The sequence below is a fragment of the Megasphaera sp. genome (assembly GCF_047831605.1).
GTDB classification, from domain to species: Bacteria; Bacillota; Negativicutes; order Veillonellales; family Megasphaeraceae; genus Megasphaera; species Megasphaera intestinihominis.
In genome coordinates, this window is sequence record NZ_CP181255.1 from 2,053,742 (window position 1) to 2,079,760 (window position 26,019).

At 53.2% G+C, this 26,019-nt stretch carries 21 protein-coding genes and 1 other RNA gene; 20 read left to right on the forward strand and 2 right to left on the reverse strand.

Annotated elements, in window-relative coordinates; all coding sequences use genetic code 11:
• Positions 1-36 precede the first annotated feature (36 nt).
• Positions 37-1,098, forward strand: coding sequence for an RNA-guided endonuclease TnpB family protein (locus tag ACFWUB_RS09840; RefSeq protein WP_416183876.1), 1,062 nt, complete (start codon positions 37-39; stop codon positions 1,096-1,098).
• A gap of 307 nt (positions 1,099-1,405) precedes the next feature.
• Here the strand turns inward: ACFWUB_RS09840 and ACFWUB_RS09845 are convergent, their stop codons facing one another.
• Positions 1,406-1,888, reverse strand: a complete 483-nt coding sequence (locus tag ACFWUB_RS09845) for a hypothetical protein (protein ID WP_020310925.1) — start codon at positions 1,886-1,888, stop codon at positions 1,406-1,408.
• 190 nt (positions 1,889-2,078) lie between these two features.
• Here ACFWUB_RS09845 and ACFWUB_RS09850 point away from each other — a divergent pair, with 190 nt between their 5' ends.
• Positions 2,079-3,416 carry an MATE family efflux transporter gene (locus ACFWUB_RS09850; protein WP_416183877.1) on the forward strand — a complete coding sequence of 446 codons (1,338 nt, stop codon included), beginning with the start codon at positions 2,079-2,081 and terminating at the stop codon, positions 3,414-3,416.
• Between the two features lie 171 nt (positions 3,417-3,587).
• Here ACFWUB_RS09850 and ACFWUB_RS09855 read toward each other — a convergent pair whose 3' ends face one another.
• Positions 3,588-5,150: a nitrite/sulfite reductase gene (locus tag ACFWUB_RS09855; RefSeq protein WP_416183878.1), complete on the reverse strand. Its 1,563-nt coding sequence runs from the start codon at positions 5,148-5,150 to the stop codon at positions 3,588-3,590.
• Positions 5,151-5,482: 332 nt separating this feature from the next.
• Here ACFWUB_RS09855 and ACFWUB_RS09860 point away from each other — a divergent pair, with 332 nt between their 5' ends.
• The 18 genes from ACFWUB_RS09860 to ACFWUB_RS09945 all read left to right on the forward strand — a co-directional run bounded on the left by ACFWUB_RS09860 (position 5,483) and on the right by ACFWUB_RS09945 (position 25,400).
• Positions 5,483-6,544 (forward strand): RNA-guided endonuclease TnpB family protein, encoded by a 1,062-nt coding sequence (locus tag ACFWUB_RS09860; protein ID WP_416183879.1) that lies wholly within the window; start codon positions 5,483-5,485, stop codon positions 6,542-6,544.
• Positions 6,545-6,740: 196 nt separating this feature from the next.
• Positions 6,741-8,222: an ATP-binding protein gene (locus tag ACFWUB_RS09865; RefSeq protein WP_416183880.1), complete on the forward strand. Its 1,482-nt coding sequence runs from the start codon at positions 6,741-6,743 to the stop codon at positions 8,220-8,222.
• Positions 8,219-8,905, forward strand: a complete 687-nt coding sequence (locus tag ACFWUB_RS09870) for a response regulator transcription factor (RefSeq protein WP_020310921.1) — start codon at positions 8,219-8,221, stop codon at positions 8,903-8,905. Before ACFWUB_RS09865 ends, ACFWUB_RS09870 begins: the two co-directional genes overlap by 4 nt.
• Before the next feature lie 121 nt (positions 8,906-9,026).
• The gene (locus tag ACFWUB_RS09875; protein WP_416183881.1) at positions 9,027-10,565 is read left to right on the forward strand and encodes an ArnT family glycosyltransferase; all 1,539 of its coding nucleotides are present in this window, start codon (positions 9,027-9,029) and stop codon (positions 10,563-10,565) included.
• 81 nt (positions 10,566-10,646) lie between these two features.
• On the forward strand, positions 10,647-10,964 hold the full coding sequence (locus ACFWUB_RS09880; RefSeq protein WP_416183882.1) for a hypothetical protein: 318 nt from the start codon (positions 10,647-10,649) through the stop codon (positions 10,962-10,964).
• A gap of 348 nt (positions 10,965-11,312) precedes the next feature.
• Positions 11,313-12,002 carry a tRNA (adenine(22)-N(1))-methyltransferase gene (locus ACFWUB_RS09885; protein ID WP_302755290.1) on the forward strand — a complete coding sequence of 230 codons (690 nt, stop codon included), beginning with the start codon at positions 11,313-11,315 and terminating at the stop codon, positions 12,000-12,002.
• Positions 11,987-13,105, forward strand: coding sequence for a Nif3-like dinuclear metal center hexameric protein (locus ACFWUB_RS09890; protein ID WP_292298651.1), 1,119 nt, complete (start codon positions 11,987-11,989; stop codon positions 13,103-13,105). Before ACFWUB_RS09885 ends, ACFWUB_RS09890 begins: the two co-directional genes overlap by 16 nt.
• Before the next feature lie 248 nt (positions 13,106-13,353).
• The gene (thiE, locus tag ACFWUB_RS09895; protein ID WP_020310916.1) at positions 13,354-13,998 is read left to right on the forward strand and encodes a thiamine phosphate synthase; all 645 of its coding nucleotides are present in this window, start codon (positions 13,354-13,356) and stop codon (positions 13,996-13,998) included.
• 419 nt (positions 13,999-14,417) lie between these two features.
• Positions 14,418-14,765, forward strand: an RNA gene (gene rnpB / locus ACFWUB_RS09900) — RNase P RNA component class A.
• 292 nt (positions 14,766-15,057) lie between these two features.
• Positions 15,058-16,281 (forward strand): aspartate kinase, encoded by a 1,224-nt coding sequence (locus ACFWUB_RS09905; protein ID WP_020310915.1) that lies wholly within the window; start codon positions 15,058-15,060, stop codon positions 16,279-16,281.
• 9 nt (positions 16,282-16,290) lie between these two features.
• A complete protein-coding gene (locus ACFWUB_RS09910) occupies positions 16,291-16,590 on the forward strand; it encodes a hypothetical protein (RefSeq protein WP_020723737.1) in 300 nt (99 codons plus the stop codon).
• A 188-nt stretch (positions 16,591-16,778) separates the two neighbouring features.
• Positions 16,779-17,144 carry a holo-ACP synthase gene (acpS, locus tag ACFWUB_RS09915; RefSeq protein WP_020310913.1) on the forward strand — a complete coding sequence of 122 codons (366 nt, stop codon included), beginning with the start codon at positions 16,779-16,781 and terminating at the stop codon, positions 17,142-17,144.
• Positions 17,145-17,603: 459 nt separating this feature from the next.
• Positions 17,604-19,256 (forward strand): NAD(P)H-hydrate dehydratase, encoded by a 1,653-nt coding sequence (locus tag ACFWUB_RS09920; protein ID WP_416183883.1) that lies wholly within the window; start codon positions 17,604-17,606, stop codon positions 19,254-19,256.
• Position 19,257: 1 nt separating this feature from the next.
• Positions 19,258-20,190, forward strand: coding sequence for a ComEC/Rec2 family competence protein (locus ACFWUB_RS09925; protein WP_416183884.1), 933 nt, complete (start codon positions 19,258-19,260; stop codon positions 20,188-20,190).
• 1 nt (position 20,191) lies between these two features.
• Positions 20,192-20,410 (forward strand): DUF3006 family protein, encoded by a 219-nt coding sequence (locus ACFWUB_RS09930; protein WP_020310910.1) that lies wholly within the window; start codon positions 20,192-20,194, stop codon positions 20,408-20,410.
• A gap of 441 nt (positions 20,411-20,851) precedes the next feature.
• Positions 20,852-21,685 carry a protein tyrosine phosphatase gene (locus tag ACFWUB_RS09935; protein ID WP_416183885.1) on the forward strand — a complete coding sequence of 278 codons (834 nt, stop codon included), beginning with the start codon at positions 20,852-20,854 and terminating at the stop codon, positions 21,683-21,685.
• 378 nt (positions 21,686-22,063) lie between these two features.
• Positions 22,064-23,482 carry an S-layer homology domain-containing protein gene (locus tag ACFWUB_RS09940; RefSeq protein ID WP_416183886.1) on the forward strand — a complete coding sequence of 473 codons (1,419 nt, stop codon included), beginning with the start codon at positions 22,064-22,066 and terminating at the stop codon, positions 23,480-23,482.
• Between the two features lie 469 nt (positions 23,483-23,951).
• Positions 23,952-25,400 carry an S-layer homology domain-containing protein gene (locus ACFWUB_RS09945; RefSeq protein ID WP_416183887.1) on the forward strand — a complete coding sequence of 483 codons (1,449 nt, stop codon included), beginning with the start codon at positions 23,952-23,954 and terminating at the stop codon, positions 25,398-25,400.
• The last annotated feature ends 619 nt before the right edge of the window (positions 25,401-26,019 follow it).

The window sequence follows — 26,019 nt, forward strand, 5'->3', positions numbered from 1 at the left end:
TACCGATACAGGATCTATCCGACAACGGAACAGAAAATGATGTTTGCCAAGACCTTCGGCTGTGTCCGATTCATCTATAATAAAATGTTGAGTGACCGCCTTGACTATTACAAGGAAACAGGCAAAAAGCTACATAACACGCCTGCGCAGTACAAGGAAGAATTCCCTTGGCTGAAAGAAGTGGATAGTTTAGCCCTTGCCAATGCCCAAATGAACCTGAATAAGGCCTATAATAACTTTTGGAATGATAGCAAGCATTTCGGCAAGCCGCGCTTCAAGTCCAAGAAGAATCGTCGTGCTTCGTATTCCACGAACAACCAGAAAGGCTCTGTCCGAATCGAGGGCCATAAGGTGAAACTGCCGAAAGTCGGCTGGGTGAAACTATGCCAGCATCGTCCCTTGCCGGAGAACAGTATCATAAAGACCGTGACCATCAGCAAGACGCCATCCGGAAAGTACTATATCAGTATGCTGGTGGAGTATGAAAACCAAATACTCCCTGTCATACCGAAGACCTTCCTAGGCCTGGATTTTGCGATGCACGGCTTGTATGTGGCTTCCGATGAGGATGAGGCTAAGTATCCCGATTTCCTGCGAAAGGCAGAGAAGAGATTGGCTAAGGCACAGCGGAAGCTATCCCAAAAGCAGAAAGAAAGTCATAACAGAGAAAAACAAAGGCTGCGTGTAGCTATTCTCCATGAGAAAGTGGCCAATCAACGCCGGGATTTCCTGCATAAGAAGGCTCGCTACCTCGCAGACCGCTATGATGTCATTGGCATTGAGGATATCAGCGTCAAAGCGATGGCAAAGCGGAAAAAGGGTGGCAAGTTCAGCTTTGGCAAATCCGTAGCTGACAATGGCTGGAATCTGTTCACGAACATGCTGGAATATAAATTGGCTTGGCAAGGCAAAAAGCTTATCAAGATAGACAAGTGGTATCCAAGCAGCCAACTGTGCCATGTTTGCGGATATCAGAACCACGAAACCAAGGACTTATCTGTAAGGGAATGGGATTGCCCTAAATGTGGCAGTCACCATAACCGCGATAAGAACGCTGCCATAAATATCCGAGAAGAAGCCAGGCGGATATCTGCCTGACGTAATCCATAAAATACCGTGGGGCGCACGGGAATCTACGCCTGTGGAGAGAGTGTAAGCCGCCGCAACTCTTTGGAGTCCGTGGCGCTGTTCTCGTTGAAGCAGGAAGCTCCCGCCTCTATAGGCGGGAGTACGTTCACATAGTTCGTGTTTCGTAGGGGTCGCCACGTGGGCGACCCGTTAGGGATTTGTGTGATTCTTCTAGCAGACTGGTCGGGAAATCGTACATATTTCAGAGCGGGCGCCCCACGTGGACGCCCCTACAAAAAAGAGGCTGTCGCGCATGCGGCAGCCTCTTTTTGCCCCCTCACCGCTTATGCAGCGGGTCGTATTTCCAATGATGGGCGTATTCTTTTAGACTTTCGGCGACGGCGTATTGGGCCGTATCGGTATAGACCATTTGCGTATCTACGGACTCTTCCCAGATGGGGACAGGCCAGTCGCGGGGCGGTTCGATGTAATAGAGCAGGAATTCCCTGGTCTTTTCGATGAACCATTCCGGCAGGCGGGGGTGGAATTTCTTGTAGAAGATGAACAAGTGGATGTGATTGGGCATGACCGTGAACTCTTTGATGATGGCAATCTGGTTGTTCCGCTGCATGGCCTTGAGGGCCCGCGTCGCCGCCATGCCCCAGGCGGTCGGCCGCCAGATGTGCTGTCCCTGATAGCGCAGGACTTTCCCCAGTGTTTCTTCCTTTTGATACGTACAAAAGGTGATGAGCTGGCACCGGGGAACGGTAGAGAAGGGTTCCCGCCATGCAGGAAGGGAGAAAAACGGTTTGTGATACATGGGCAACACCTCCGAAAAAAACAAAACGTTTAAAACAAGATGCGTGTTACGCCTATTGTACCCTGGAAATATGAAAGGGACATTAAAAAATCAGGGGCCTTGATTAAAAAATGATTAAAACTTGTTTTTGTGCCCTATCATGCTATAATAAAACTATTTCACTCCTTGTTATTAGAGAAAGGACGATTCCATGGTTCGCAGTATGACTTCGGGCAATCCCATCCGCCTCATCCTGGCTTTTACGGTGCCCCTTTTAATCGGCAATGTTTTCCAGCAATTTTATAATATCGCCGACATCATCATCGTCGGCCGCACTATCGGCGTCAATGCCCTGGCCGCTGTCGGCGCCGTGGCACCCGTCTTCATGGCCGTCTTCGGCCTGACGATCGGTTTGTCTTCCGGTTTTTCCGTCATCACGGGTCAGCGCTTCGGTGCCGAAGACGTGGACGGCATGCGCCGGTCTGTGGCGACGTCTGCCATGCTGGCCCTGGTCATCACCCTGATGCTGACGGCCTGCGTGAGCCTGGCCATGCCGCTCATCATGCGGCTCATGAACATTTCAGATGTCCTCTACGACGACGCCTATCATTACATGCTCATCGTCGTCCTCGGCCTGGTAGCCATGATGAGCTATAATCTCCTGTCCTGCATCTGCCGGGCCCTCGGCGACAGCCGGACGCCACTTTATTTCCTCATCGTGTCGTCTCTCTTGAATATCGCCCTGGCCCTGTTGTTCATCGTCGCCTTTGGCTGGGGCGTCCCCGGCTCGGCCATCGCCCTGGTCATCGCCCAGGCCGTATCGGCCGTGCTCTGCCTGTGTTTCATGCGCCGCCGCTTTCCCATGCTGCGCCTGACCCGAGCCGACTGGAACTTTGACTGGCCCTTTGCCTGGCAGCATTTGCGCCTGGGCCTGCCCATGGCCGTCCAGTTCCTTATCATTTCCATGGGCATCCTGGTCCTGCAGTCGGTCTGCAATACCTTTGGCCCTGAAACGATTGCCGGCTTCGTATCGGCGACGAAAATCGAACAGCTGGCCTTGCAGCCCATGATTTCCTTCGGCATCGCCATGGCTGTCTATTCGGCACAGAACTACGGCGCCAGCCAGTATGGCCGCATCCGCCAGGGCGTCCGTCAGTGCTCCCTCGTGTCCCTGGTATTCTGCCTGGCCGCAGCCGTGGCCATGTACAGCTATGGCCGGGAACTCGTCAGCGTCTTCACGACGGACCACGACGAAGTCCTCATGGAACAGGCTTTCCTCTATCTGAAGATGTCCGTCCCGTTCTATCTCTTCCTGGGCCAGATCTTCGTCTACCGCAACGCATTGCAGGGCATGGGCATTTCCAGCGTGCCCCTCATCAGCAGCATCCTGGAACTGGGCGGCCGCAGCGTATCGGCCCTGGTTCTGGCCGCCATGTGGGGCTACTTCGGCATCTGCTGTGCCAGCCCTATTTGCTGGGTCCTGGCCTGCCTATTTACAGGTGGTTCCTATTTCTGGGTCATGCACACCATGAAGGCCAACGGCTGTTAAAAAGGGAAGGGGACAGTCTATGAATACAGAGAAAGAAAACAATATGACTTCGTTAGGAGTATGAAGCATTTTTTTAGCAAGCTGATTGGGAAAACGTACATATTACAAAGCGGGCGCCCCGCGTGGCGCCTCTACAGAAAAAGCGCCGTCCGCGAGGACAGCGCTTTTTTTCTATTCAAACTGATTGACTAATTCTATGAGTCTTTCTTTATGCTGCGGATACCATTCGTCGTAGGACTGGTTGGCATCGAGGAGTGCCTGGTTGAGGGCCAGGAAGAAGTCCGGCAGGTGTTCGATGGTGATGACGCCGATCTGTTCGCCCATGACGCCTTTGCCGATGGCGTAGTTGCCGCCGGCGTAGATGTTGAAGGCCGGTTCCATTTTGTCGCCGACTTTCTTGCTGGCACCGCGCAGGCCCAGGGGAGCCAGCTGCTGGACCGTGCAGTTCGACGGACAGCCCGAGAAATGGCATTTCGGCAGGAAGTGGCTGTCGATGCCGCGGTCTTTGAACATCTTGGCCAGTTTGACGAAGGTGCCGTGAGAATCGCGCAGGCCCTGCTGGCAGACCGTCGCGCCGATGCAGCTGACGGAATGTTCAAAAGTCGTCGTCGCCGTGTCGTCGGCCGTAAGGGCTGCGATTTTGCGGGCTTCGTCGGCTGTGAGGTTGATGATATAAGCCGTTTCGTCGGCGTTGAGACGGATTTCAGCGCCTTCCATGGTCTGGAGCGTCTTCAGCAGTTCATGGAAGACAGCTACTTCCGGCGTGCCGCCCAAAGGCTTGTATTCGACGTAATAAAGACCTTCCTGTTTCTGTTTGCCAATGCGGCCGTCTTCGAGGATGCTGTCGTCGGCACCGCTCTTGGCCAGGGGCGTTTCTTCTTCAATGGTCAGGCGGTAATCGCCTTCGGCCTTGGCTTTCGCTACGGCATCGCGGACGGCCTGGCGGAAGGCATCGTCGCCGAGCTTGGTGAGGATGAAACGCGAACGGTTCTGGCCGCGGTGTTCATAGTCGCCGTATTTCATGTAGACGTCCCGGCCATAGCCCAGGATGTAATAGGAAATATCCTGCGGATCGACGCCTTCGTCGATGAGGATGCCGAAGCGCGAGCCGTTGAGTCCGAAGCCGCCGCCGGCATAGACGTCGAATTTGTGGTCCGGCCGGGCCACGAAGCCCAGGTCCTTGAAGGTCGCATGGCCTTCGTTGTCCAGGCCGCTGGAGAAGCTGATTTTATATTTACGCGGCAAGTTGAATTTGGGAATGCAGTTGATGACGAAGTTGGCTGCTGCCTTGATGTACGGCGTCATGTCGAAGTATTCGCCCGGAGCGACGCCATGGAGCGGGCTGGCCGTGATGTTACGCGGATTGTCGCTGCCGGCGCCGACGCAGTAGACGCCGTGGTCGAAACATTCCTGATAGAGGGCGAGGACTTCTTTTTCGCCCAAATGATGGAGCTGCAGGGCCTCGCCTGTCGTGAAGTGGACGAGGTCGATGTCGTAGCGGTCGAGGACGTCCTTCAGGAAAGCGATGCGTGCCGGTTCGATGGCACCGCCGGAAAAGCGCAGGCGCAGCATGGTGCTATGGGCCCCCCGTTCGCCATAGCAGCCGAACTTGCCCGACGTCCCCTTATATTTGGCCGGCGGCAGTTCCTTAGCGTAAAAAGCCTGCGTCGCTTCGACGAACTGCGGGAAGCGGCGGCTGATTTCTTCCTTTGTTTCTTTTGTGATTTGAGTCATTTCATAAACACCTCTTATTTAATCCAAAACTATACTAGATTTGTACCCTATTATAACAGACTTTTTTAAAGAGGGCAAAAGATTCACCAGAAAATTTGCTTTTTGTTATATTTTTGTTTAACCTGATTCTGCAAGAAGTCTCCCGCCTCTTTAGGCGGTGAGATGAATTGCAGGTTTTTCTGAGGGCTCGATGCCATCAGAAAAACAATGGCTTCACAAGTTGATTTGCAGTATAATCAGTAGTAAGAGTGAAAGGATTTGGAAAGTCAAGGCAGGTGATGATAGTGAATAAGGCATACCGTTACAGGCTCTACCCGACAAGGGAACAGAAAATGATGTTTGCCAAGACCTTCGGCTGTGTCCGATTCATCTACAACAAGATGCTGAGTGACCGCATTGACTATTATAAGGAAACCGGCCAAAAGCTGAATAACACGCCTGCGCAGTACAAGGAAGAATTCCCTTGGTTAAAGGAAGTAGATAGTTTAGCCCTTGCCAATGCCCAAATGAACCTGAATAAGGCCTACAGCCACTTTTGGAATGACAGCCAGCATTTCGGCAAGCCGCGCTTCAAGTCAAAGAAAAATTGTCGTGCTTCGTATTCTACGAACAACCAGAAAGGCTCTGTCCGAATCGAGGGCCATAAGGTGAAACTGCCGAAAGTCGGCTGGGTGAAACTATGCCAGCATCGTCCCTTGCCGGAGAACAGTATCATAAAGACCGTGACCATCAGCAAGACGCCATCCGGAAAGTACTATATCAGTATGCTGGTGGAGTATGAAAACCAAATACTCCCTGTCATACCGAAGACCTTCCTGGGCCTGGATTTTGCGATGCACGGCTTGTATGTGGCTTCCGATGAGGATGAGGCTAAGTATCCCGATTTCCTGCGAAAGGCAGAGAAGAGATTGGCTAAGGCACAGCGGAAGCTATCCCAAAAGCAGAAAGAAAGTCATAACAGAGAAAAACAAAGGCTGCGTGTAGCTATTCTCCATGAGAAAGTGGCCAATCAACGGCAGGATTTCCTGCATAAGAAGGCTCGCTACCTTGCAGACCGCTATGATGTCATTGGCATTGAGGATATTAGCGTCAAAGCGATGGCAAAGCGGAAAAAGGGTGGCAAGTTCAGTTTTGGCAAATCCGTAGCTGACAATGGCTGGAATCTGTTCACGAACATGCTGGAATATAAGTTGGCTTGGCAAGGCAAACAGCTTATCAAGATAGACAAGTGGTATCCAAGCAGCCAACTGTGCCATGTTTGCGGATATCAGAACCACGAAACCAAGGACTTGTCTGTAAGGGAATGGGATTGCCCTAAATGTGGCAGTCATCATAACCGAGATAAAAACGCAGCCATAAATATTCGAGAAGAAGCCAGGCGGATATCAGCCTGACGTAATCCATAAAATACCGTGGGTCGCACGGGAATCTACGCCTGTGGAGAGAGTGTAAGCCGCCGCAACTCTTTGGAGTCCGTGGCGCTGTTCTCGTTGAAGCAGGAAGCTCCCGCCTCTATAGGCGGGAGTACGTTCACCCTTAGTATGTATATATGTATACTAGAAGAAAATTTAGAGAAACCAGGTGAGGACTATGCAACTCCGGGACTGGCGGCTGCGCAAGCGCCTCCTTTTTTCCAACTTTATCATGATTTTCATTCCCGTCCTGTTTACGGTCGTCGTCAGCATCGCCATCTTTTTGGCCCTGCAATTCGGCAACATCAACCGGGCCAGTATCATTTCCTTTATCTGGCCTGAGAGCGGTCAGAACATGTCCATCCAGTTCGAGCTGAGCCGCCTCCGTGTCCGGGCCGATCAGTATAATGGCAACATGGACCGTCTCCTCCAGGCCGCCGATCATTTGGAGGACCAGGGCCTCAATGTATCCATTTGGCGCGATAAGGAAGACCTCTACGATACGGATGGCATCGACAAGGTGTACCTGCGCCAGCAAGTCATGGCCGGTCATCGTCAGGGCCATGCCGACTTTACCTGGACTGGCGAAGGCCTGCGCTTTTACTACGTCTCGCCTCATACGGACATCCATTTGGCCGTCGCCGGTGCCGTGCCGAGTTATTCCGAAAACGAGTACATCGACTTGTCATCGAAGGACATCTTGAAGGTCGCCTTTTACGTCCTGGCTATCCTGACTATCTTGCTGACCATCCTCGTCGGCCTGAAACTGTCGCGCTGGATGGCCGGCCAGATCGTCGGTCCCGTCGAAAGGCTGCGCAATATGGCCGATGCCATCAGCCAGGGCGATTTGGACCATCCCGTCCCGATTTTGTCGCGTGACGAAATCGGCGATACCTGCCAGGCTTTTGAAAAGATGCGCCTCCAGCTGCGGGCTGCCCGGGATACGCGGGAAAAATACGACAAGAACCGCAAGGAACTCCTGGCCGGCATTTCCCATGATTTGTCGACGCCTTTGACGAAAATCGAAGGCTATGCCAGCGGCATCCTCGACGGCATCGCCAATACGCCGGAAAAAGAACGGCACTACCTGGACATGATCGTCGATACGTCGCGCCACATGGCCGGCCTGGTCCGGACGCTCTTCCTCTTTTCCAAGCTCGACCTGGGGCAGGTGCCCTTCCATTGGGAAGACGTCGACGTGGCGGCCTATTTAAAGGATTATATTGGCGAACAGACGGACCATTTCCACCAGCAAGGGCTGGACGTGACCTTCCAGTCCTCCCTGGACAAGGCCGTCATTTCTATGGACCGTCAGCAGTTCCAGCGGGTCATTGAAAATATCCTGGGCAACAGCTTGAAATATAAAGACCAGGCCGTCGGCCATCTGGCCATTATCCTGACCGATGGCGGGGAAGGGGCATACCTCCTTTCTTTTGCCGATGACGGCTGCGGCGTCGAAGAGAAGGAACTGCCGAAGCTCTTTGAAAGTTTCTACCGCACCGACAAGGCCCGGACCAATGTGGCCAAGGGAAGCGGCTTGGGCCTGGCCGTGGTCCAGCAGATTGTCCATGCCATGAAGGGAAAAATCTGGGCCCAGGCGACAGTGCCTAAGGGATTGACCATTTGCATTTCGTTACCGAAAGGGGAATCACATACATGAAACGTATCTTGATTATTGAAGACGACCAGGGCATTGCCGAATTGGAAAGGGACTACTTGGAAGCCAATGGCTTCAGTGCCGACATCGCGGTCGATGGCAAGACAGGGGAAAAGAAAGCCCTGGAAGACGCCTATGACCTCATCCTGCTGGACATCATGCTGCCCGGCCGCGATGGCTTCCAGATTTGCCGGACTATCCGCGAAACCAAGGACATCCCGATCCTCATGGTATCGGCCCGGCAGGAAGACATCGACAAGATCCGCGGCCTCGGCCTGGGCGCCGATGACTACATCGTCAAGCCCTTCAGTCCCAATGAGCTCGTAGCCCGCGTCAAAGGTCACCTGGCCCGGTATGAACAGCTCACGTCCCGCGAAGTCCATCGCGACGTCCTGCACTACGGCGACTTGGAAATCGATGAGAGCGGCCACCGCGTCTTCGTCAAGGGGAAAGAAGTGACCCTGCCCAATAAGGAATTCGAGCTCCTCTTGTTCTTTGCCAAGAATCCGGGCATCGTCTTCAGCAAGGAGACCCTCTTCGACCGCGTCTGGGGCAGCGAAGCCCTGGGGGAAACGGCGACCGTGTCGGTCCACGTCAACCGCATCCGCGAAAAAATCGAAGAGGATACGGCCAACCCCCGCTACATCGAAACGGTCTGGGGCGCCGGCTACCGCTTCCGGGGTTAGCCTGACGGAATTTTTTACGGTCCTTTCTCGTTTTGTTATCGCTCTGTTTATCTTTTATTTAACTTCCCTTCCTATACTGATACCATCAAAACGGTAACGAATAGGAAGGGGAGTTTTTATTATGTATGAATTTCGTGCAAAACAGGAAGACGTGGCCCTGTCGGTATGGCAGCGCCTGTGGCAGAAAATCATGGCTTCGCCGGCTGCCATCCTCCTGGTCCTGGCAGCCATCCTCTGTTTTGTGGCCAACCACCTGCTGGTCGTCACGGACCCTGTCGAATCGAACTATGTTCTGACGGCTAAGGAAATGCTCGCTTCTGGCGACTACTTCTCACCGCGCATCTTCGGCAATTACTGGTACGATAAACCGATTTTCTTCTATTGGGAACTCATTGCCGCCTTCAAGCTCTTCGGCATCAGTAATTTCTCGGCCCGCTTTTTCCCGGCCCTATTCGGTATGGCCGGCATCCTCCTGGCCTATGGCTTCACGGCCCGCCTCTACGATAAGAAGACGGGATTCCTGACCGGCCTCATCTTGCTGACGACGGTAGAATATTTTTACCTCTCCAAGGCCATCATTACGGATATGACCCTCTTCGTCTTTTATTCGGCCTGCCTCATGGCCTTTTACATCGCCTACAGCGAAGGCAAGCCGCGCTGGTATTACCTGGCCTACGCCTTTGCCGGCCTGGCCGTCCTGACCAAAGGGCCTATCGGCTTCTTCCAGCCCGGGCTGATCATCCTGCTTTTCCTCGTATGGCGCCGGGATCTCAAGGCCCTGCTGCACATCAAGCTCTTTTCCGGCCTGATCCTGTTCCTGGCCATCACCCTCATCTGGTATGGTCCGATGTACGCCATGCATGGCAGCGACTTCGTCAGTCAGTTCATCGGCGTCCATAACGTCCTGCGGGCTACCGTTTCCGAACATCCTCAGTTCAATGTCTGGTATTATTACAGCGCCATCTTCCTGGCCGGCTTCATCCCCTGGGTCTTCACTCTGCCCCTGGCCTGGCGCGACTATGGCCTGACCCGGAAAATCGCGGCGGCCTGGCGGGAAAAACGACTGCGCCTGCCTGCCTTGTCCATGAAGACCCAGTTCCTCATCGTCTGGGCGGCTACGATTTTCGTGACCTATCAGCTCATGGCGACGAAATACATGACCTATACCTTCCCGTATATGATTCCCCTGGCCATCGGCTTTGCGTCGTATTTGAAGAAATATGACCGCCTGGTCCTCAACATGGCCGGCATCGTCCTGGCCATTTACGTAGCCGCTACGTGTACGGTCATCGTGCCTCAGTGCCAGCAGGCTTCGGCTTATGATGCCGCCCAGGTCGTCAGCGGCCTGGCCGATAATGAAACGGCCGTCGTCACCTATGGTGGCCGCTATCCCGTATCCTTGACATACTATTCCGGCCATACGGCGTACCGCCTGGCGGAACGGGACAACATCGCCAGGATGCTGCCCGGCGGCATCAGCTGGAACGCCAAGAACGTCATGCCCTTCATGGCCATCGAAGACCTGCCGGACCAGGGCAAAGTCCTAGCCGTCGTCCGCGACCGCGATGAAGCCCGTTTCCTGCAGGACGTCCCAGGGACATGGCAGTGGCGCGCTCAGAAGGGCGTCTGGGTCATTTACCAAAAAGCATCGGATTTGTAAGTCTCCTGGAAAGGCCTTGTGACTGAATTGTAACAGCCCGTGCGTATACTATAGTCAACCTTGAAAGGGAGAGTGATAACGATGAAGAAATTCAACTATATAGTACGCATGATGCTGGTTCTGGTCGTCACCTTCATGACCTTCAGCGGCGCCGCCCTGACGGCACAGGCTGCCGAACCGCATAGCCATTCCCACCGCTGGGAACAGCGCGATGACCGCGACTACCGCCATCACGACGGCGATTGGGAAAAGAGCCGGAAACGTTGGGAAAAAGACCGGAAACAATGGGAAAAGGACCACAAATCAGAATCCCAGAAAAAAGTCGATAAAGCCAACCGTAAGGCCAACATCGCCATCGGCGTAGCCGCCGTCGCCACCATCATCGCCTTGACGAAGTGAGTGGGAATAATAGTGGCTAGTGGTTCATGGCTCTCCTTATAGGAGAGCTGTCAGCGAAGCTGACTGAGAGGTTGCTCTTTAAAGTTTGTAGTACGGAGTTTGTAGTTTGGAAAAGATGGTTTTAAATTTAAAACCATTCGCTAGCTACGAACCACTTAAAAGGGGCTGTCGCACATGCGACAGCCCCTTTTTTCGACGAACGATGAACAACCTACGACTCTAACCGCTAACCCCTAACCGCTAACCCCTAACCCCTAGCTACGAACCACTAGCCCCTTTCAATTCTCGTCCCGTCTGTTATAATAGGGAGTGCAATTAGATTCTGTTTATAAAGGAAGTGTTTATATCATGAAATTAACGGACCGCCTGGCTGCGGCTGTATCCCTCATTCCACAGGGGGCCGTCATTGCCGACATCGGGACCGACCACGCCTATATCCCGGTCTCCGTCTGTGAGAGCGGCCACTGTCCGTCGGCCATTGCCGCCGATATCGTCCCGGGACCGCTGGCAGCGGCCGTGGCCCACGTCCGCGGTGCCGGCTTGACCGACCGCATCGAATGCCGCCTGGGTGACGGCCTGACCTGCGTCAAAGCAGGGGAAGTCGATGGCGCTGTCATCTGTGGCATGGGCGGCCCGCTGATGGTGCGGATACTCCAGACTTCCTATGCGGTCTGGCAGTCTTTGAAATTTGTCGTCTTGCAGCCCCAGAGCGATGCCGGTGCCTTGCGCCGCTACCTGTATGAGCATGGCTGGCACATCGAAGACGAACGGCTGGTCATCGACGACGGCCGCCTTTACGAACTGATGCGGGCCGTGCCGGGACAGGCCGGGGCCCTGCCGGACTGGATCTATGACATCGGCCCCGTGAACTGGCAGCGCCGCGACCCGCTGCTCAGCCGCAAGATAGACATTCTCATGGAAACAAAAGGGCACATCCTGGAAGGCCTGAAGAAGAGCCGCAAAGATGTGCACGAACGGATGGAAAAAATAGAAAGCGAATTGCGCTTCTGGAGGGAATTGAAATGGCAACTACAGTAGGTGAAATCGTCAAAGTATTGAAAGCTTGGGCGCCGTTGTCGCTCAAAGAATCGTGGGATAATCCGGGCCTGCTCATCGGCAGCCCTGACGAACCGGTCGATAAACTCATGGTCACCCTGGACGTCATGATGGGGACCGTCGATTATGCCATCGAACACGGCATCCAGATGATCGTCAGCCATCACCCGGTCATTTTCGATGGCTTGAAATCCCTGCGGACCGACACATACAGCGGCCGCATGTACCAAAAACTCCTGGCCCACCACATTTCCGTCTACAGCGCCCATACCAACCTGGATAGTGCCGACGGCGGCGTCAACGACGTCCTGGCCCGCCTCCTGGGCTTGACGGATTTGAAGGGCCTCGTCCCCGTCGCCGAAGATAAACTCTATAAAATCGCCGTCTACGTCCCGGAAAGCCATGGTGACGCCGTCCGCCAGGCCTTGGCCGACGCCGGTGCCGGCTATATCGGCAACTACAGCGACTGTTCCTTTACGGCCAAAGGCGAAGGCCGTTTCAAAGCCCATGAAGGGACGCATCCCTTTATCGGTGAAATCGGGCAAGTCGAAAAAACGGCAGAAGAACGGGTCGAAACCATAGTCCCCGAAAGCAAGCTCCGTCAGACCGTACAGGCCATGCTGGCCGCTCATCCCTATGAAGAACCGGCGTATGACCTGTATCCGCTGAAAAATGCCGGTCATCCCTTCATGATGGGCCGCGTCGGGACCTGGCCGACACCGGAACCGGCTATGGACGTCTTGAAGAAAATCAAAGGCCTCCTTCATCGCGATGCCTTGTCCTATGCCGGCGATACGGACGTCATCGTCCGCCGCGTCGCCCTTCTCGGAGGTGGCGGAGCTGGCTTCATCAAACTGGCGAAAGACGCCGGTGCCCAGCTTTACCTCACAGGTGATGTCAAATACCACGACGCCCAGGAAGCCATCCGACAGGGCATCGTCGTCGCCGACGGCGGCCACTTCGGCACCGAATCGCCTGTCGTCGCCGACCTCTGCCGACGCCTGGAACAAGCTGCCGAAGAACAGCAATGGCACATCACCTGCGAAACTGACCCGACCAGTAAGGACATGCTGCATTATATGTAAAGCGCCTTATGGCGCGCCGTTCGCAGGTCGCAGGCCGCAATGGCTCCCCTGATAGGGGAGCTGTCAGCGAAGCTGACTGAGAGGTTGATTTCCTGTCAGATAGTGCCGCTGTGAAATTCAACCACAGCCCATTCTTGTCCAATGGCGGGTTTTTACGAGCCACGAGCCACGAGCCACGGCCTTCCAAGGCGACCAGCGAACTGCGGGGCCGTCAGGCCCCATTAATTCCCATAGAAAGGAAACGTATCATGACTAAAGAAGAACATGTAAGACATTTATTAGAAGACCCGGTATATGCCATTATGGGCAACGAGGAACTCTGCCTGGGCCGTAGCAATATGGACGTCGCCAAGGAATTGATCGCGGCTGGCGTCACGATTATCCAGTACCGCGAAAAACATAAGAAATGGCGCGCCAAGTACGAAGAAGCCAAAGCCATTGCCCAGCTCTGCCACGACCACGACGTGACCTTTATCATGAACGACTCGACAGACCTGGCCATCGCCTGCGGCGCCGACGGCATCCACGTCGGCCAGGATGATGCACCGGCCCAGATCGTCCGTCAGCTCGCCGGCCCGGACGTCTTCATCGGTGTATCGACCAATACCGTCGATGAAATGAAACAGGCCCTGGCTGACGGTGCCGATTACGTCGGTTTTGGTCCCATGTTCCCGACACAGTCCAAGAAAGACGCCGACGAAGTCGTAACGCCTGAAGCCAAGGAATATGCCCTTAAATTCGACCTGCCCGTCGTCACCATCGGCGGCATCAGCCTGGCTAACATCCGCAGCCTCTACGACGAAGGTTTCCGTTCCTTTGCCATGATTTCCGCCATCGTAGGCCAAAAAGACATCAAAGGCGCCGTAGAAAAAATCCGCCGGACCTTGCGTTAGCTATAAGCGAATAGAGCTTATAGCGCCGGTCGCAGTTCGCAGACCGCCGTCCGCAATGGCTCCCCTGATAGGGGAGCTGTCAGCGAAGCTGACTGAGAGGTTGATTTCCTGTCAGATAGTGCCGCTGTGAGGTTCAACCACAGCCCATTCTTGTCCAATGGCGGGGTTTTACGAGCCACGAGCCACGAACAACGAGCCACGGCTCTTTCCTCGGATTTAGATGCGGCAGTTCTGCCGCGACAGACTCATGATTGTATTACGACCATGTATCACCTGTCATAAATGCCGGCTGTGCCCGAGATTCACGGCGGCCTGCGACCTGCGGGGCCATCAGGCCCCTGATTCGATGAACGGAATCGGCCTGCGGGCCCGTCAGGCCCTTGACTCTCATCATCAAATATGGTATCCTATACGAATGATGAGTATGAAAAGCAATCGCTAGTGCTTTTGCATTAGAGGAAAGTCCGAGCTCCGTAGGGCAAGATGCCGGCTAACGGCCGGCGAAGGTGACTTTAGGGATAGTGCCACAGAAATGTGTACCGCCACGCAAGTGGTAAGGGTGGAACGGTGCGGTAAGAGCGCACCAGCGGTGCAGTAATGCATCGGCTAGGTAAACCCCATCTGGAGCAAGACCGAATAGGGGAGGGATGAAGCGGCCCGCTGATCTTCCGGGTTGTGTCGCTTGAACATGCCGGCAACGGTATGTCTAGATAGATGATTGCTGCTGCGCAAGCAGAACAAAACTCGGCTTACTGATTACTCATCACCTTGTGAATCTAAAAGGACTGTTACACGAAGGCATAGGCCATCGTGGACAGTCCTTTTTTTATGTTTGAAAACGGCCATTTCATCACGATGAACGAAGAACGACCTACGATGAACGGACGGCGGCCTGCGACCGGCGAACTGCGGCCTGCGGGCCTTTAAGGCCCTACAAGCCCTTTACATTTCCCCTTGTCCATGATATCATTTCAATAAGTGGTTTCAGATGGTAATAAACCATAATAATGAATTACCATGATAATGAATACTTAAACAAACAAAAGCGAGGGATTTAAGTTGGCATTAATCGTTAAGAAGTTCGGCGGCAGCTCCGTTGCGACACCGGACAAAATGCGGGCTATTGTACAACGAGTCTTAAAAGGCAAAAAGCCTGAAGACAAAATCGTCATCGTTGTTTCGGCAATGGGGGATACTACCGACGATTTAGTGACATTAGCAAAGCAGATTACCTCTAAGACTTACGGCCGTGAAATGGATATGCTCCTGACGACGGGCGAACAGGTCTCCATCGCCCTCATGGCTATGGCTTTCCAGGAAGCCGGCCAGAAGGCTATTTCCTTTACCGGTGCTCAGGCCGGCATCAAGACCAGCGATTCCTTTAACAAAGGCCGTATCCTGGCATTGAAACCGGGCCGCATCATGAAAGCGCTGGATCAGGGCAATATCGTCGTCGTCGCTGGTTTCCAGGGCATTACGGGCCATGGCGATATCACGACGCTGGGCCGCGGCGGTTCCGATACGACAGCCGTTGCCATTGCCGGTGCCATCCATGCTGATGTTTGTGAAATCTATACCGACGTTGACGGCGTATACACGTCCGATCCCCGTGTCGTTCCCAATGCAAGGAAAATCGAACAGATTACATACGGCGAAATGCTGGAAATGGCGAAACTCGGCGCCGGTGTCATGCAGCCCCGTGCCGTCGAAATGGGCAGCCGCTTCGGCGTCCCCATCCATGTACGCTCGACTTTTTCTGAAGATGAAGGAACTATGATACAGGAGGATTGCTCTATGGAAGTCAAACAGTATCTCATCCGCGGCGTCGCTTCGGATAAAAATGTTGCAAAAATCACCGTTTTAGGGATTCCCAATAAACCGGGCTTCGCTTATCGCGTTTTCGCTGAATTGGCAGAAAAACACGTCGACGTCGACATGATCGTCCAGAGTGTCCGCATTGCCAACGAAGGCGTAACGGATATTACCTTTACCATTGCCCGTACGGACCTGGAACAGGCCAAAGCTGTCTTTGCCAATCTGCGCAAGGAAATGCCTGTCGAAGATATCCTCATCGATGATAAGATGGCTAAAGTTTCTGTCGTTGGTGCTGGCATGGCTGGTCATCCGGGCATCGCTGCCGGCATGTTCGGTGTCCTTGGCGATAACGGCATCAATATCGAAATCATTTCCACTTCGGAAATCAGCATCACCTGCCTGATTGCAGAAGATGTCATCGACAAAGCCGTCAAAGCTATCCACGCGCACTTCTTCGACGAAGACTGAGGGGGATACATGTCTGTATTGGATAGCTTTACAGAAGAGATGTTGCAGTCTGAACTGCCCAAACGGGTCATCCTCGAACGCCTGACCCATGGCCTGGAAGTAGAAAAGCCGCCGCAGTTTGCCATTCCGGCTCCCAAATACACCTTTGAGACCAATCTGCACGGCTTCCGTTACGACTATCAACATCAGACCGTCACCATTTCCTATAAAGTAGCCCACGGCCTTCATGACGATATGACCGTATCCTTTATGACTTTCCGGGTCATCCTGGAAGGATTGGGCGTTTGTATCCGAATGCAGAAGTGGTAGTGAAATACAGAGGGGGTTGTCGCCAATGCGGCAGCCTCCTTTTTGTGGTGAAGGAGGGGAAACGCCGTTCGCAGGCCGCAGATGGCAGGCCGCAATGGCTCCCCTGATAGGGGAGCTGTCAGCAAAGCTGACTGAGAGGTTGAGAGGCATGCGTAGGGGCCGTCAGACCAAAAAGGAGGGGAAACGCGATGCATTGCGGAACCGATATCGTACAAATCAGCCGTATAGCGGACATGGCCGCCCGTCACGGCCGTTCCTTGGGCCGCTTTTTTACGGAACAGGAACTGGCTTATTGCCAGCGGAACGATGGTACCTGGCGGGCCGAATCGCTGGCCGGCATCTTTGCTGCCAAAGAGGCTTTGTTCAAGGCCTTGGGGACCGGTTTCCGCCAGGGAAAATGGACGGACGTCGAAGTCTGCCATGACTCGTTGGGAGCCCCGTATTATCAGCTCCATGGCTATTACGCCCAGGCCGTGGGCCAGGATGGCCAGCTGCCGTCCCTGTCCATCGCCCACGACGGCGATTACGCCATCGCCTTCACCGTGTTAGGGTAAAAAAAACGCAGTCCGCAGGCCGCAGATGGCAGTCCGCCATGGCTCCCCTGATAGGGGAGCTGTCAGCGAAGCTGACTGAGAGGTTGATTGGCTGTCAGATAGTGCCGCTGTGAGGTTTAACCACAGCCCATTCTTGTCTAATGGCGGGATTTTACGAACCAAGAACCACGAGCCACGGCCTTTCCTCGGACTCAGATGCGGCGTTGCCGCGACAGACTCAAACTGAGAACGACGCTTCGGGAAGCCCTCAGCGCGTAGCGGGCCGCCTTTACAGGCCGGCCCCTACGGTGGCCCCGGATGGGGCAATTTTACGAGCCAATGGTTTCCCGAGGCGATGTCGTCCCTTTGAGTTTGACGCCGCGCAGCGGCACGGCATTTGAGTCCATGGCGGCCTGAGATGGCGGGGCCGTCAGGCCCCATTACACGCGCCCTTTTCAATAAAAATAGGAGAGAATTACTATGCAAAAAGTTACTACTGCCGCTCAGATGCGGAATATGGATCGGATAGCTATGCATGGCATATATGCCATTGCGCCGGCTGTCCTCATGGAAAATGCCGGCCATGCCGTTGCCGAACGGGCCGGTGCCTGGCTGGAAGGCTGGAATGGCAAGGATGTCGTCCTCTTTTGCGGCAAAGGCAATAACGGCGGCGACGGCTTCGTCATTGCCCGCCATATCTTAGCCGCCGGGGCCAGGGCCTATGTCTATGTCCTCGGGGAAGAAGCCGACTATAGCGATGAAGCGCGTCAGCACTTGCATACGCTGCAGCAGCTGGCCGACGATGAAACGTGCCTGCTCTTGCCGGCGCCGCAGTCGGAAGCTGACTGGCAGGTCCTGCAAGAACGGCTCCTCGCCTCTTCTGTCGTCATCGACGCCATGTTGGGGACGGGCTTCCACGGCAGCCTGCGCCAGCCCATTGCCTCTATCGTAGCGGAAGTCAACGCCGCTGCCGCCGCCGGTGCCGTCACGGTCATCGCCGTCGATATGCCGACTGGCGTCAACTCCGATACGGGGGCTGTCAGCAACGGTGACGACGATGAAGACGGTCCGCTCTTTGCCGATATGACCGTCACCTTTGGTGCCCTCAAACGGGGCCTGGTCCTCTATCCCGGCCGGGCTTGTGCCGGCCACGTTGAAGTCGACCCCATCGGCATGCCTGGTCCGCTGCTCATGCAGCTCGAAGAAGACCCGGCTTATTTGCTGCAGGAATCGGATATCGCTGAAATCGTCGTGCCCCGCAGCCCGGACAGCCATAAAGGAACTCACGGTACCATCGCTATCGTCACCGGCAGCAGCCAAATGGCCGGAGCCGCCCTCATGGCCGCGCATGGAGCCGTCCGCAGCGGGGCCGGCAAGGTCTTCCTCCGCGTGCCCGGTGCGACGGCGCCGTACTGCATCGGCGCCCAGCCGGAAATCATGGTCCGCGGCGTCGGTACTGGCGACCACTTCACCGCTGCTGATGCCGATGAAATCATTGCTGAAAGCAAGACCTGGTCCGTCCTGGCCATGGGCCCCGGCATGGGCCGCGACGCCGGGACGAAAGAATTTCTCCTGAAAGTCCTGGCCGCTGTGGATTGCCCTGTCGTCCTCGATGCCGATGCCCTCAACCTGCTGGCCGGAGAAAAGGCCCTCATCGCTTCGCGGGGCAGCCGGATTATCATGACGCCGCACTTGGCCGAATTTTCTCGCCTCAGCGGCCTGTCCATGACGGAAATCAAAGCGGACCCCATCGCGGCAGCCCGTCATTTTGCCTCGGAATGGAAAGTCAACCTCGTCCTCAAAGGGGCGCCGACGCTCATCGTTTCGGCCCGGACGGGGAACGTCTACATCAACTCCACGGGCAATCCCGGTATGGCCTGCGGCGGCATGGGGGACGTCCTGACCGGCATGATCGCCGCCATGACGGCCCATCAGGGCATGAGCGATTTGTGCAGTGCCGCCTGTGCCGGCGTCTATCTCCACGGATCAGCCGGCGATGCCTGCCGCAAAGCCCGCGGCCCCTATGGCTTTACGCCCATGGAAACAGCCGATGCCCTTCCCGGCGTCCTGGCTTCTTTAGAAGAAGATTTGGCCCTGCCCATTTTGCAGCAGCCCTTGATTGGAGGAAAATAAATTGAAAAAAAGAAAACTCTTTACCGCCGCTCTGGCCCTGGTCATGAGCCTCATGCTCATCCTGGCCGGCTGTGGCAACAGCGCTTCGTCCAGCTCGTCTGGCGGAGCCAAAGCCGTTCAGTCTTTGACGGCTTCTGACAAAGATTTGCGCGTGTCCGTCCTTAACGTCGGCCAGGCCGATGCGACGCTTATCCAGTATAAAGGCAAGAACATGCTCATCGACACGGGTGACGTCGACAGCCGGGCCGATTTGGTCAAACAGCTCAAAGAACGCAAGGTCAAGGACATCGACATCATCGTCATCACCCATCCTCACGGCGACCACCTGGGCGGCATGGCGGAACTGTTCAAGGACTTCAAAATCAAGCAGATCTATGACAATGGCCAGAGTGCCAATACGGCCATGTACCGCAATTACCTGAAAAACATCAAGGCCAAGAACATTGCCTATAAGACCTTGAAGAAGGGCGATACCTTCACCCTGGGCGATGACGTCACCTTTACCGTCCTGTCGCCGGGCACGCCTTTCACTAAAGAAAATACCCAGAGCGTTTCTGAAAGCGGCCTGACCAATGACAATTCCATCGTCTGCAAGATGACCTATGGCCAGTTCTCCATGATGTTTACTGGCGATGCCCAGAAAGAAGTCGAAGAAAAGATCCTCAAGGACTATAAACCAGCTGACCTCAAAGCAGACGTCCTCAAAGTCGGCCATCACGGCAGCAAGACCTCGTCGTCCGACGCCTTCGTCAAAGCCATAGCCCCGAAAGCAGCGACCATTTCCTGCGCCGCCGGCAACCAGTACAAGTTCCCGCACGAACCGACGCTGAAGACCTTGCAGAAATACAACGTCGAAGTCTATCGTACCGACCGCAACGGCGTCATCACCATTACCACCGACGGCTCGTCATACAGCATTGAAAAGGAGCATTGATATGAAAAAAGAACTCGTCGGCAGCATCGACCGCATAACCGAACAGACAGCCTACATCATCCTCAACGACGATGAACACGAACTCCAGTTCCCACTGGAACTCTTGCCAGACGGCGCCGATGAAGGCATGGCCTTCACTATCACCATCGAACGCAACGAGGAAGAAGAAAAACGACTGGCCGAAGAAATCGAGGCCTTGAAAGAAGGCCTCTCCCAATAGGGAGAGGTTTTCTTTTTGCTCTTCCCAGGATTCACGGCGGGCTCGCCACGTGCGAGCCCCACGGAATCGCATACAGGCGATGGGAATGAGTGCAGGCCGCAAAAAAAATACACGGCCAGCGGGGCCGTCAGGCCCCTTATATATATTCCCTAACACGTTTTACTAAACACACATAATGCATGAAAATAAATAATTACTACAGGAGGTAATTTTATGATTGGGTATAAAAAAATTGCAGTCATCTTGGCCGTTTTTTCGGCTATGGGAATGGCTGTTCAAGGTCAGGGAAATGGCGATAGCATCGCGCTTTCTACGAATGTACCCACGTCTTTGCCGGCTTTGGCACCGGCAGCGTATCGCGGTCATTTCTGGCGGGTCGATGCAGAAAATGATGCCGGACTGCCACGGAATTTTCGCACTTGTCAGTCATCTTTTCACGGAGTGGAACATAAATATGCATCTGAGGTGGATCCGTCTTATGTTCCTTCCCGTAAGGGCTTGGACGACTTGCGTATTTCCGGGTCCGGCCAGTTTTCGGCCCGCCAGTTCGACGCCCTCGTCCATGAGCTGCGGAAAAAGACGAAAGGTCCTATTTATGACATCGACTTGCGCCAGGAGTCACACGGCTTCTTCAACGGCACGGCCGTCAGCTGGTATGGCCGTCACGATTGGGGTAATATAGGAAAATCCCAAGCCGAGGTTCTCATCGATGAACAGCAGCGCTTGCAGGCCGCTTTGGGGACAGACGTCACGGTCTACGACCAGGGGAAAGGCGATTTGCCCGTTCATCCTCAGATTATGACCGTACGACGCGTCCAGACGGAACAGGAATTGGCAGAAAGCAAAGGCGTCCACTACGTCCGCCTGGTCAATACGGACCATCTCTGGCCGACGCCGGGCGAAATCGACGCCTTTCTGGTTTTCGTCCGCACTTTGCCAGACGATGCCTGGCTCCATTTTCATTGCGAAGCCGGAGCCGGCCGGACGACGGCTTATATGGTCATGTACGATATGATAAAGAATCCCGACGTACCTTATCGGGATATCGTCTATCGCCAGTATGAAATCGGCGGCAACTACACGCCACATGACGTATCCCGTCCCAAACGAGGCGATTGGAAAGGACTGTATTATCATGAAAAACACGAAATGGTGTCCTTATTTTATCAGTATGTGCAGGACCAGGCAAAACAGGGATGGAGCCAGTCATGGTCACAATGGTTACAGAATAAAAGAATGAGAGTCAATAACGTTCATAACGATAACGACATATAAAACGACAAGAAATGTATAAATAACCATTTACAAAATTTTTATGCAAAAATAAGCTTTAGGAAATCAAAAAATAAGACTAAAAAATGGAAGCTGAATGGCGCTGTTAAGCCAATCTTTATTTTGCTAAAACTGAGTTACAGATATGGAGTTTTGACAAGCTTCAGGAAAAGTTGTATAATAATCGCAACAGGTGTGGTGCGGATGCAGGCAACACCTGCGGAAAGAGCAAAAAAACAGTACCTTTTTCAAGGCAGTAAAAGAGAGGAAACTAGGACAACTCGCCAATGAACCCTTGGAAAAAATACGTTTCGGCGCTCGCTAGTAACGGTGTAAGTCTTTTTACGAAACTTATTTTTTATTGGAAAAGGGGTAATTCTCATGAAATCCAAAGTAGTAGCAGCTCTCGCAGCAACCATGGCTATTGGCGCAACATGCGCTTTTGCAGCTAACCCGTTCGTCGACGTACCGTCTGACAGCTGGGCTTACAAATCCGTCGTAGAATTGGCTGACGCTGGCATCATCCAGGGCGTTGACGGCCAGTACTTCCAGGGCAACCGTAACATCACTCGTTACGAAGCTGCTGAAATGGTCGCCAAAGCTATGGCTCACATGGACAAAGCTTCTGTCGAACAGCGCGCCCTCATCAACAAATTGGCTGACGAATATGCTGACGAACTCAACAACCTCGGCGTTCGCGTAAGCGCTCTGGAAAACCGCGTTGGCAACGTAAAACTCACTGGTGATGCTCGTATCCGTTATCGTTACCAGGATTCCTATAAGAGTGAAAAAGGCTTAGCAAAAGATGATATTGCTGGTAAGAAAAATGATTCTTCTTGGGATTATCGTATCCGCGTTCGCGCTAATGCTCAGGTCAATGACCGCACGAAAGTTACCTACGGCATCAGCTCGGATAATAAGAACTTTGCTGATAACGCCCAGGCTAGCGATGAAGACAATGATATCTACACGGATATCGCCAAAGTCGACTATAACTTCGGCGGCAACAACTGGAACCTCAGTGTTGGCCGTACCGATGCTTACGTCCTCGGCAATGCTTATGGCTACAACTACGGCGATGTCTTCGACCGTGCAGAATTAAAATATAAGAATGATAAATTTGCTGCCACCGCTGGTTACGGTAAATTTAAGACCAATGGTACCGATACGTATTATGGCCCGAATGTTGCTGGTAAAAATGTACTTGATGCTAATGGTAAACTCACATCTGATGGTATCAATGGTGTTAAGACTGGCTACGGTGAATTGGAAGGCTTCTTCGGCGGCGGCCGCGCAGCTGGTTCGGCAGTTGGTGTTTACTATAACGACTTTACCCGAGCTGGTGATACAAATAATGGTGAACAGAATTCTTTCTATGCTGACGATCTCTGGGGCGCTTATGCTAAAGCTAACCTTGGTAAATGGAGCCTCTTGGGTAACTACGAAAAAGTAAACTTTGACAAAGATATCAAGACGGCTAGAAGTGCTAAGACTGATGATGCATCTGTCTGGATTGGCAAGTTATCTTATGGCAAAGCCAACTTCGCTACGCCGAAGTCTTGGGATGCTTGGGTTGAATACATCAACGCACAGGATGGTGCTTTCATTGGAGCTAACTCCAATTCTTGGAGATTCGACAGCCATATGGACAACATCGAATCCTGGGGTGTCGGTGCTGATTACACCTTCGCTAAGAATGCCATGTTCCAGGTTATGCAGTCCTTCGGTACGAACACTAAAGACGGCAATGCACCCGATCCGGAAGAACAGACACGCGCTCAGTTCGTATTCGTATTCTAATCTCTCCTTTACAGGAAGATTGCCAAAGACCACTCAGAAATGGGTGGTCTTTTTTTTGATGAATAAAGTGCAATGCTAATTTTCTATGAAATGTTTAGCGATATGTGCAATCGATATGAACAAACCCACTAGAGCGAATATAAATGGTATAGCTTTTTTGCATATGCTAAATTGGCATAATTAGTGAAAGATGGCTTTTTTAAGCGATTTAATGACCATTTTTGATGAACTTATATTTACGAATTTTTGACAAAAGTTACAAAATAAGGTATAGTGAAAAAGAACTAGTGTAGTGCATTGCAGGTATACTAGTGAAAAGGGGTACGAAGAAACAGACGGTCTGAGGCAGTAAAAGAGAGGAAACTAGGATAACTCGCCAATGAACCCTCAGAAAATATGTTTCTGTCTCTCGCTCGTAACCGTGTAAGACTTTAGGAAACTTATTTTTATTGGAAAAGGGGTAATTCTCATGAAATCCAAAGTATTAGCAGCTCTCGCAGCAACTATGGCTGTTGGCGCTACTTGCGCATTCGCAGCTAACCCGTTCGTCGACGTACCGACCGACAGCTGGGCATACAAATCCGTCGTAGAATTGGCTGACGCCGGCATCATCCAGGGCGTTGACGGCCAGTACTTCCAGGGCAACCGTAACATCACTCGTTATGAAGCCGCTGAAATGGTCGCCAAAGCTATGGCTCACATGGACAAAGCTTCTGTTGAACAGCGCGCCCTCATCAACAAACTGGCTGACGAATATGCTGATGAACTCAACAACCTCGGCGTTCGCGTAAGCGCTTTGGAAAACCGCGTTGGCAACGTCAAACTCACCGGTGATGCTCGTATCCGTTATATCCACCAGAGCGAAGGCGACAAGATTAAAGCTGACAAGGCTGTATACAATACTGTTTCTGCAAAGAATGGTAAAGGCGAAGATGTTGTCAATAAATCAACAAAGAACGACAGCTCTTGGTCCTATCGTTTCCGCGTCCGCGCCAATGCTCAGGTCAACGACCGTACGAAAGTAACTTACGGCATCAGCTCGGATAACCATTTCTTCTCGGATAATGCTCAGGCTAGCGATGAAGATAACGATATCTACACGGATCTCGCTAATGTCGATTACAACTTCGGCGGCAACAACTGGGACCTCCTCGTAGGCCGTTATACCTATAAAATCGGTGGCGACCGCTCCTATGGCTTCCTCTTCGGTGATACCTTCGACGGTGCTCAGTTGAAATACCAGAACGACAAATTCGCTGCAACCGCTGGCTATGGTAAATTCAAAGCTGGCGATATCGCTGGTTATGATGATGAAGATGGTCAGATGGACGGTGTTAAGACCGGCTTCGGCGAATTAGAAGGCTTCTTCGGCGGCGGCCGTGCAGCTGGTTCGGCAGTTGGCGTTTACTACAATGACTTTACTGTTGCAGGTGGTACTGATGCTGCCTTTGCTAAAGATGGTGCAGAAAAAACTAAAGATTTCTTTAATTTCGATGATATGTGGGGCGCTTATGCCAGCGTCAACTTCGGCAAATGGAACCTCTTGGCTAACTATGAAAAATACAACAGTACAGATGCTTCCAAAATTGCAAAACAGAGTGACGATCCGACCGTTTGGGTTGGCAAGCTGACCTACGGTGCTGCTAACTTCGCTACGCCGAAATCCTGGGACGCTTGGGTTGAATATGTCAATGCTGACCAGGGCTTCGCTGATGCAAAAGGCAACTTCGTTGGTTCCACAGATGGCTGGAGAGCAGATAGCCTCTTGAATAACGTTAAATCTTGGGGCGTTGGCGTCGACTACACTTTCGCTAAGAATGCTCAGTTCCAGGTAATGCAGTCCTTCGCAACCAGTGCAAAAGACGGCAATGCTGATCCGGGCGAAGAAACACGTGCTCAGTTCGTATTCGTATTCTAATCTTTCCTTTCACAGGAAGATTACAAAGACCACTCAGAAATGGGTGGTCTTTTTTTGCACAAAAATGGAAAAGACGCAGGTAGCCGCATAAACACATACGGCCCGTGGCCGTATTCGTAGGGGCTCGCACGTGGCGAGCCCGCTAGAAAGAGTTAGCCATAGCCTATTCTAGTATAATGGTGAGCTTTTACGAGCCACGAATCACGAACTACCACGGCTTTTTCCTCGGATTCAGATGCGGCGTTCCGCCGCGACAGACTCAGGATGGTATTACGACCGCGTGCCAATCGTCATAAATTCCGGCTGTACCCAGGATTCACGGCGGTACGCCTTTCAGGCGTCCCCTACGGTATCGCAATAGGCGATGGAAAAGAACACGGCCACAGGTAAAAATGCACGGCCATCGGCCTTGTGCGTAGGGGACGCCCAGAGGGCGTCCCGCTGTGAGATTTGCCCACAGCCCATTCTGGTATAATGGCGGGCTTTTACGAGCTACGAACCACGAACCACGAGCCACGATTTTTTCCACAAGCCGAGGGTTACTCGAGGCGATGTTGTTAGTTTGAATCTGTTGCCGCAAAGCGGCATCTGAGTCCGAGACGGCCTGCGACCGGCGGGG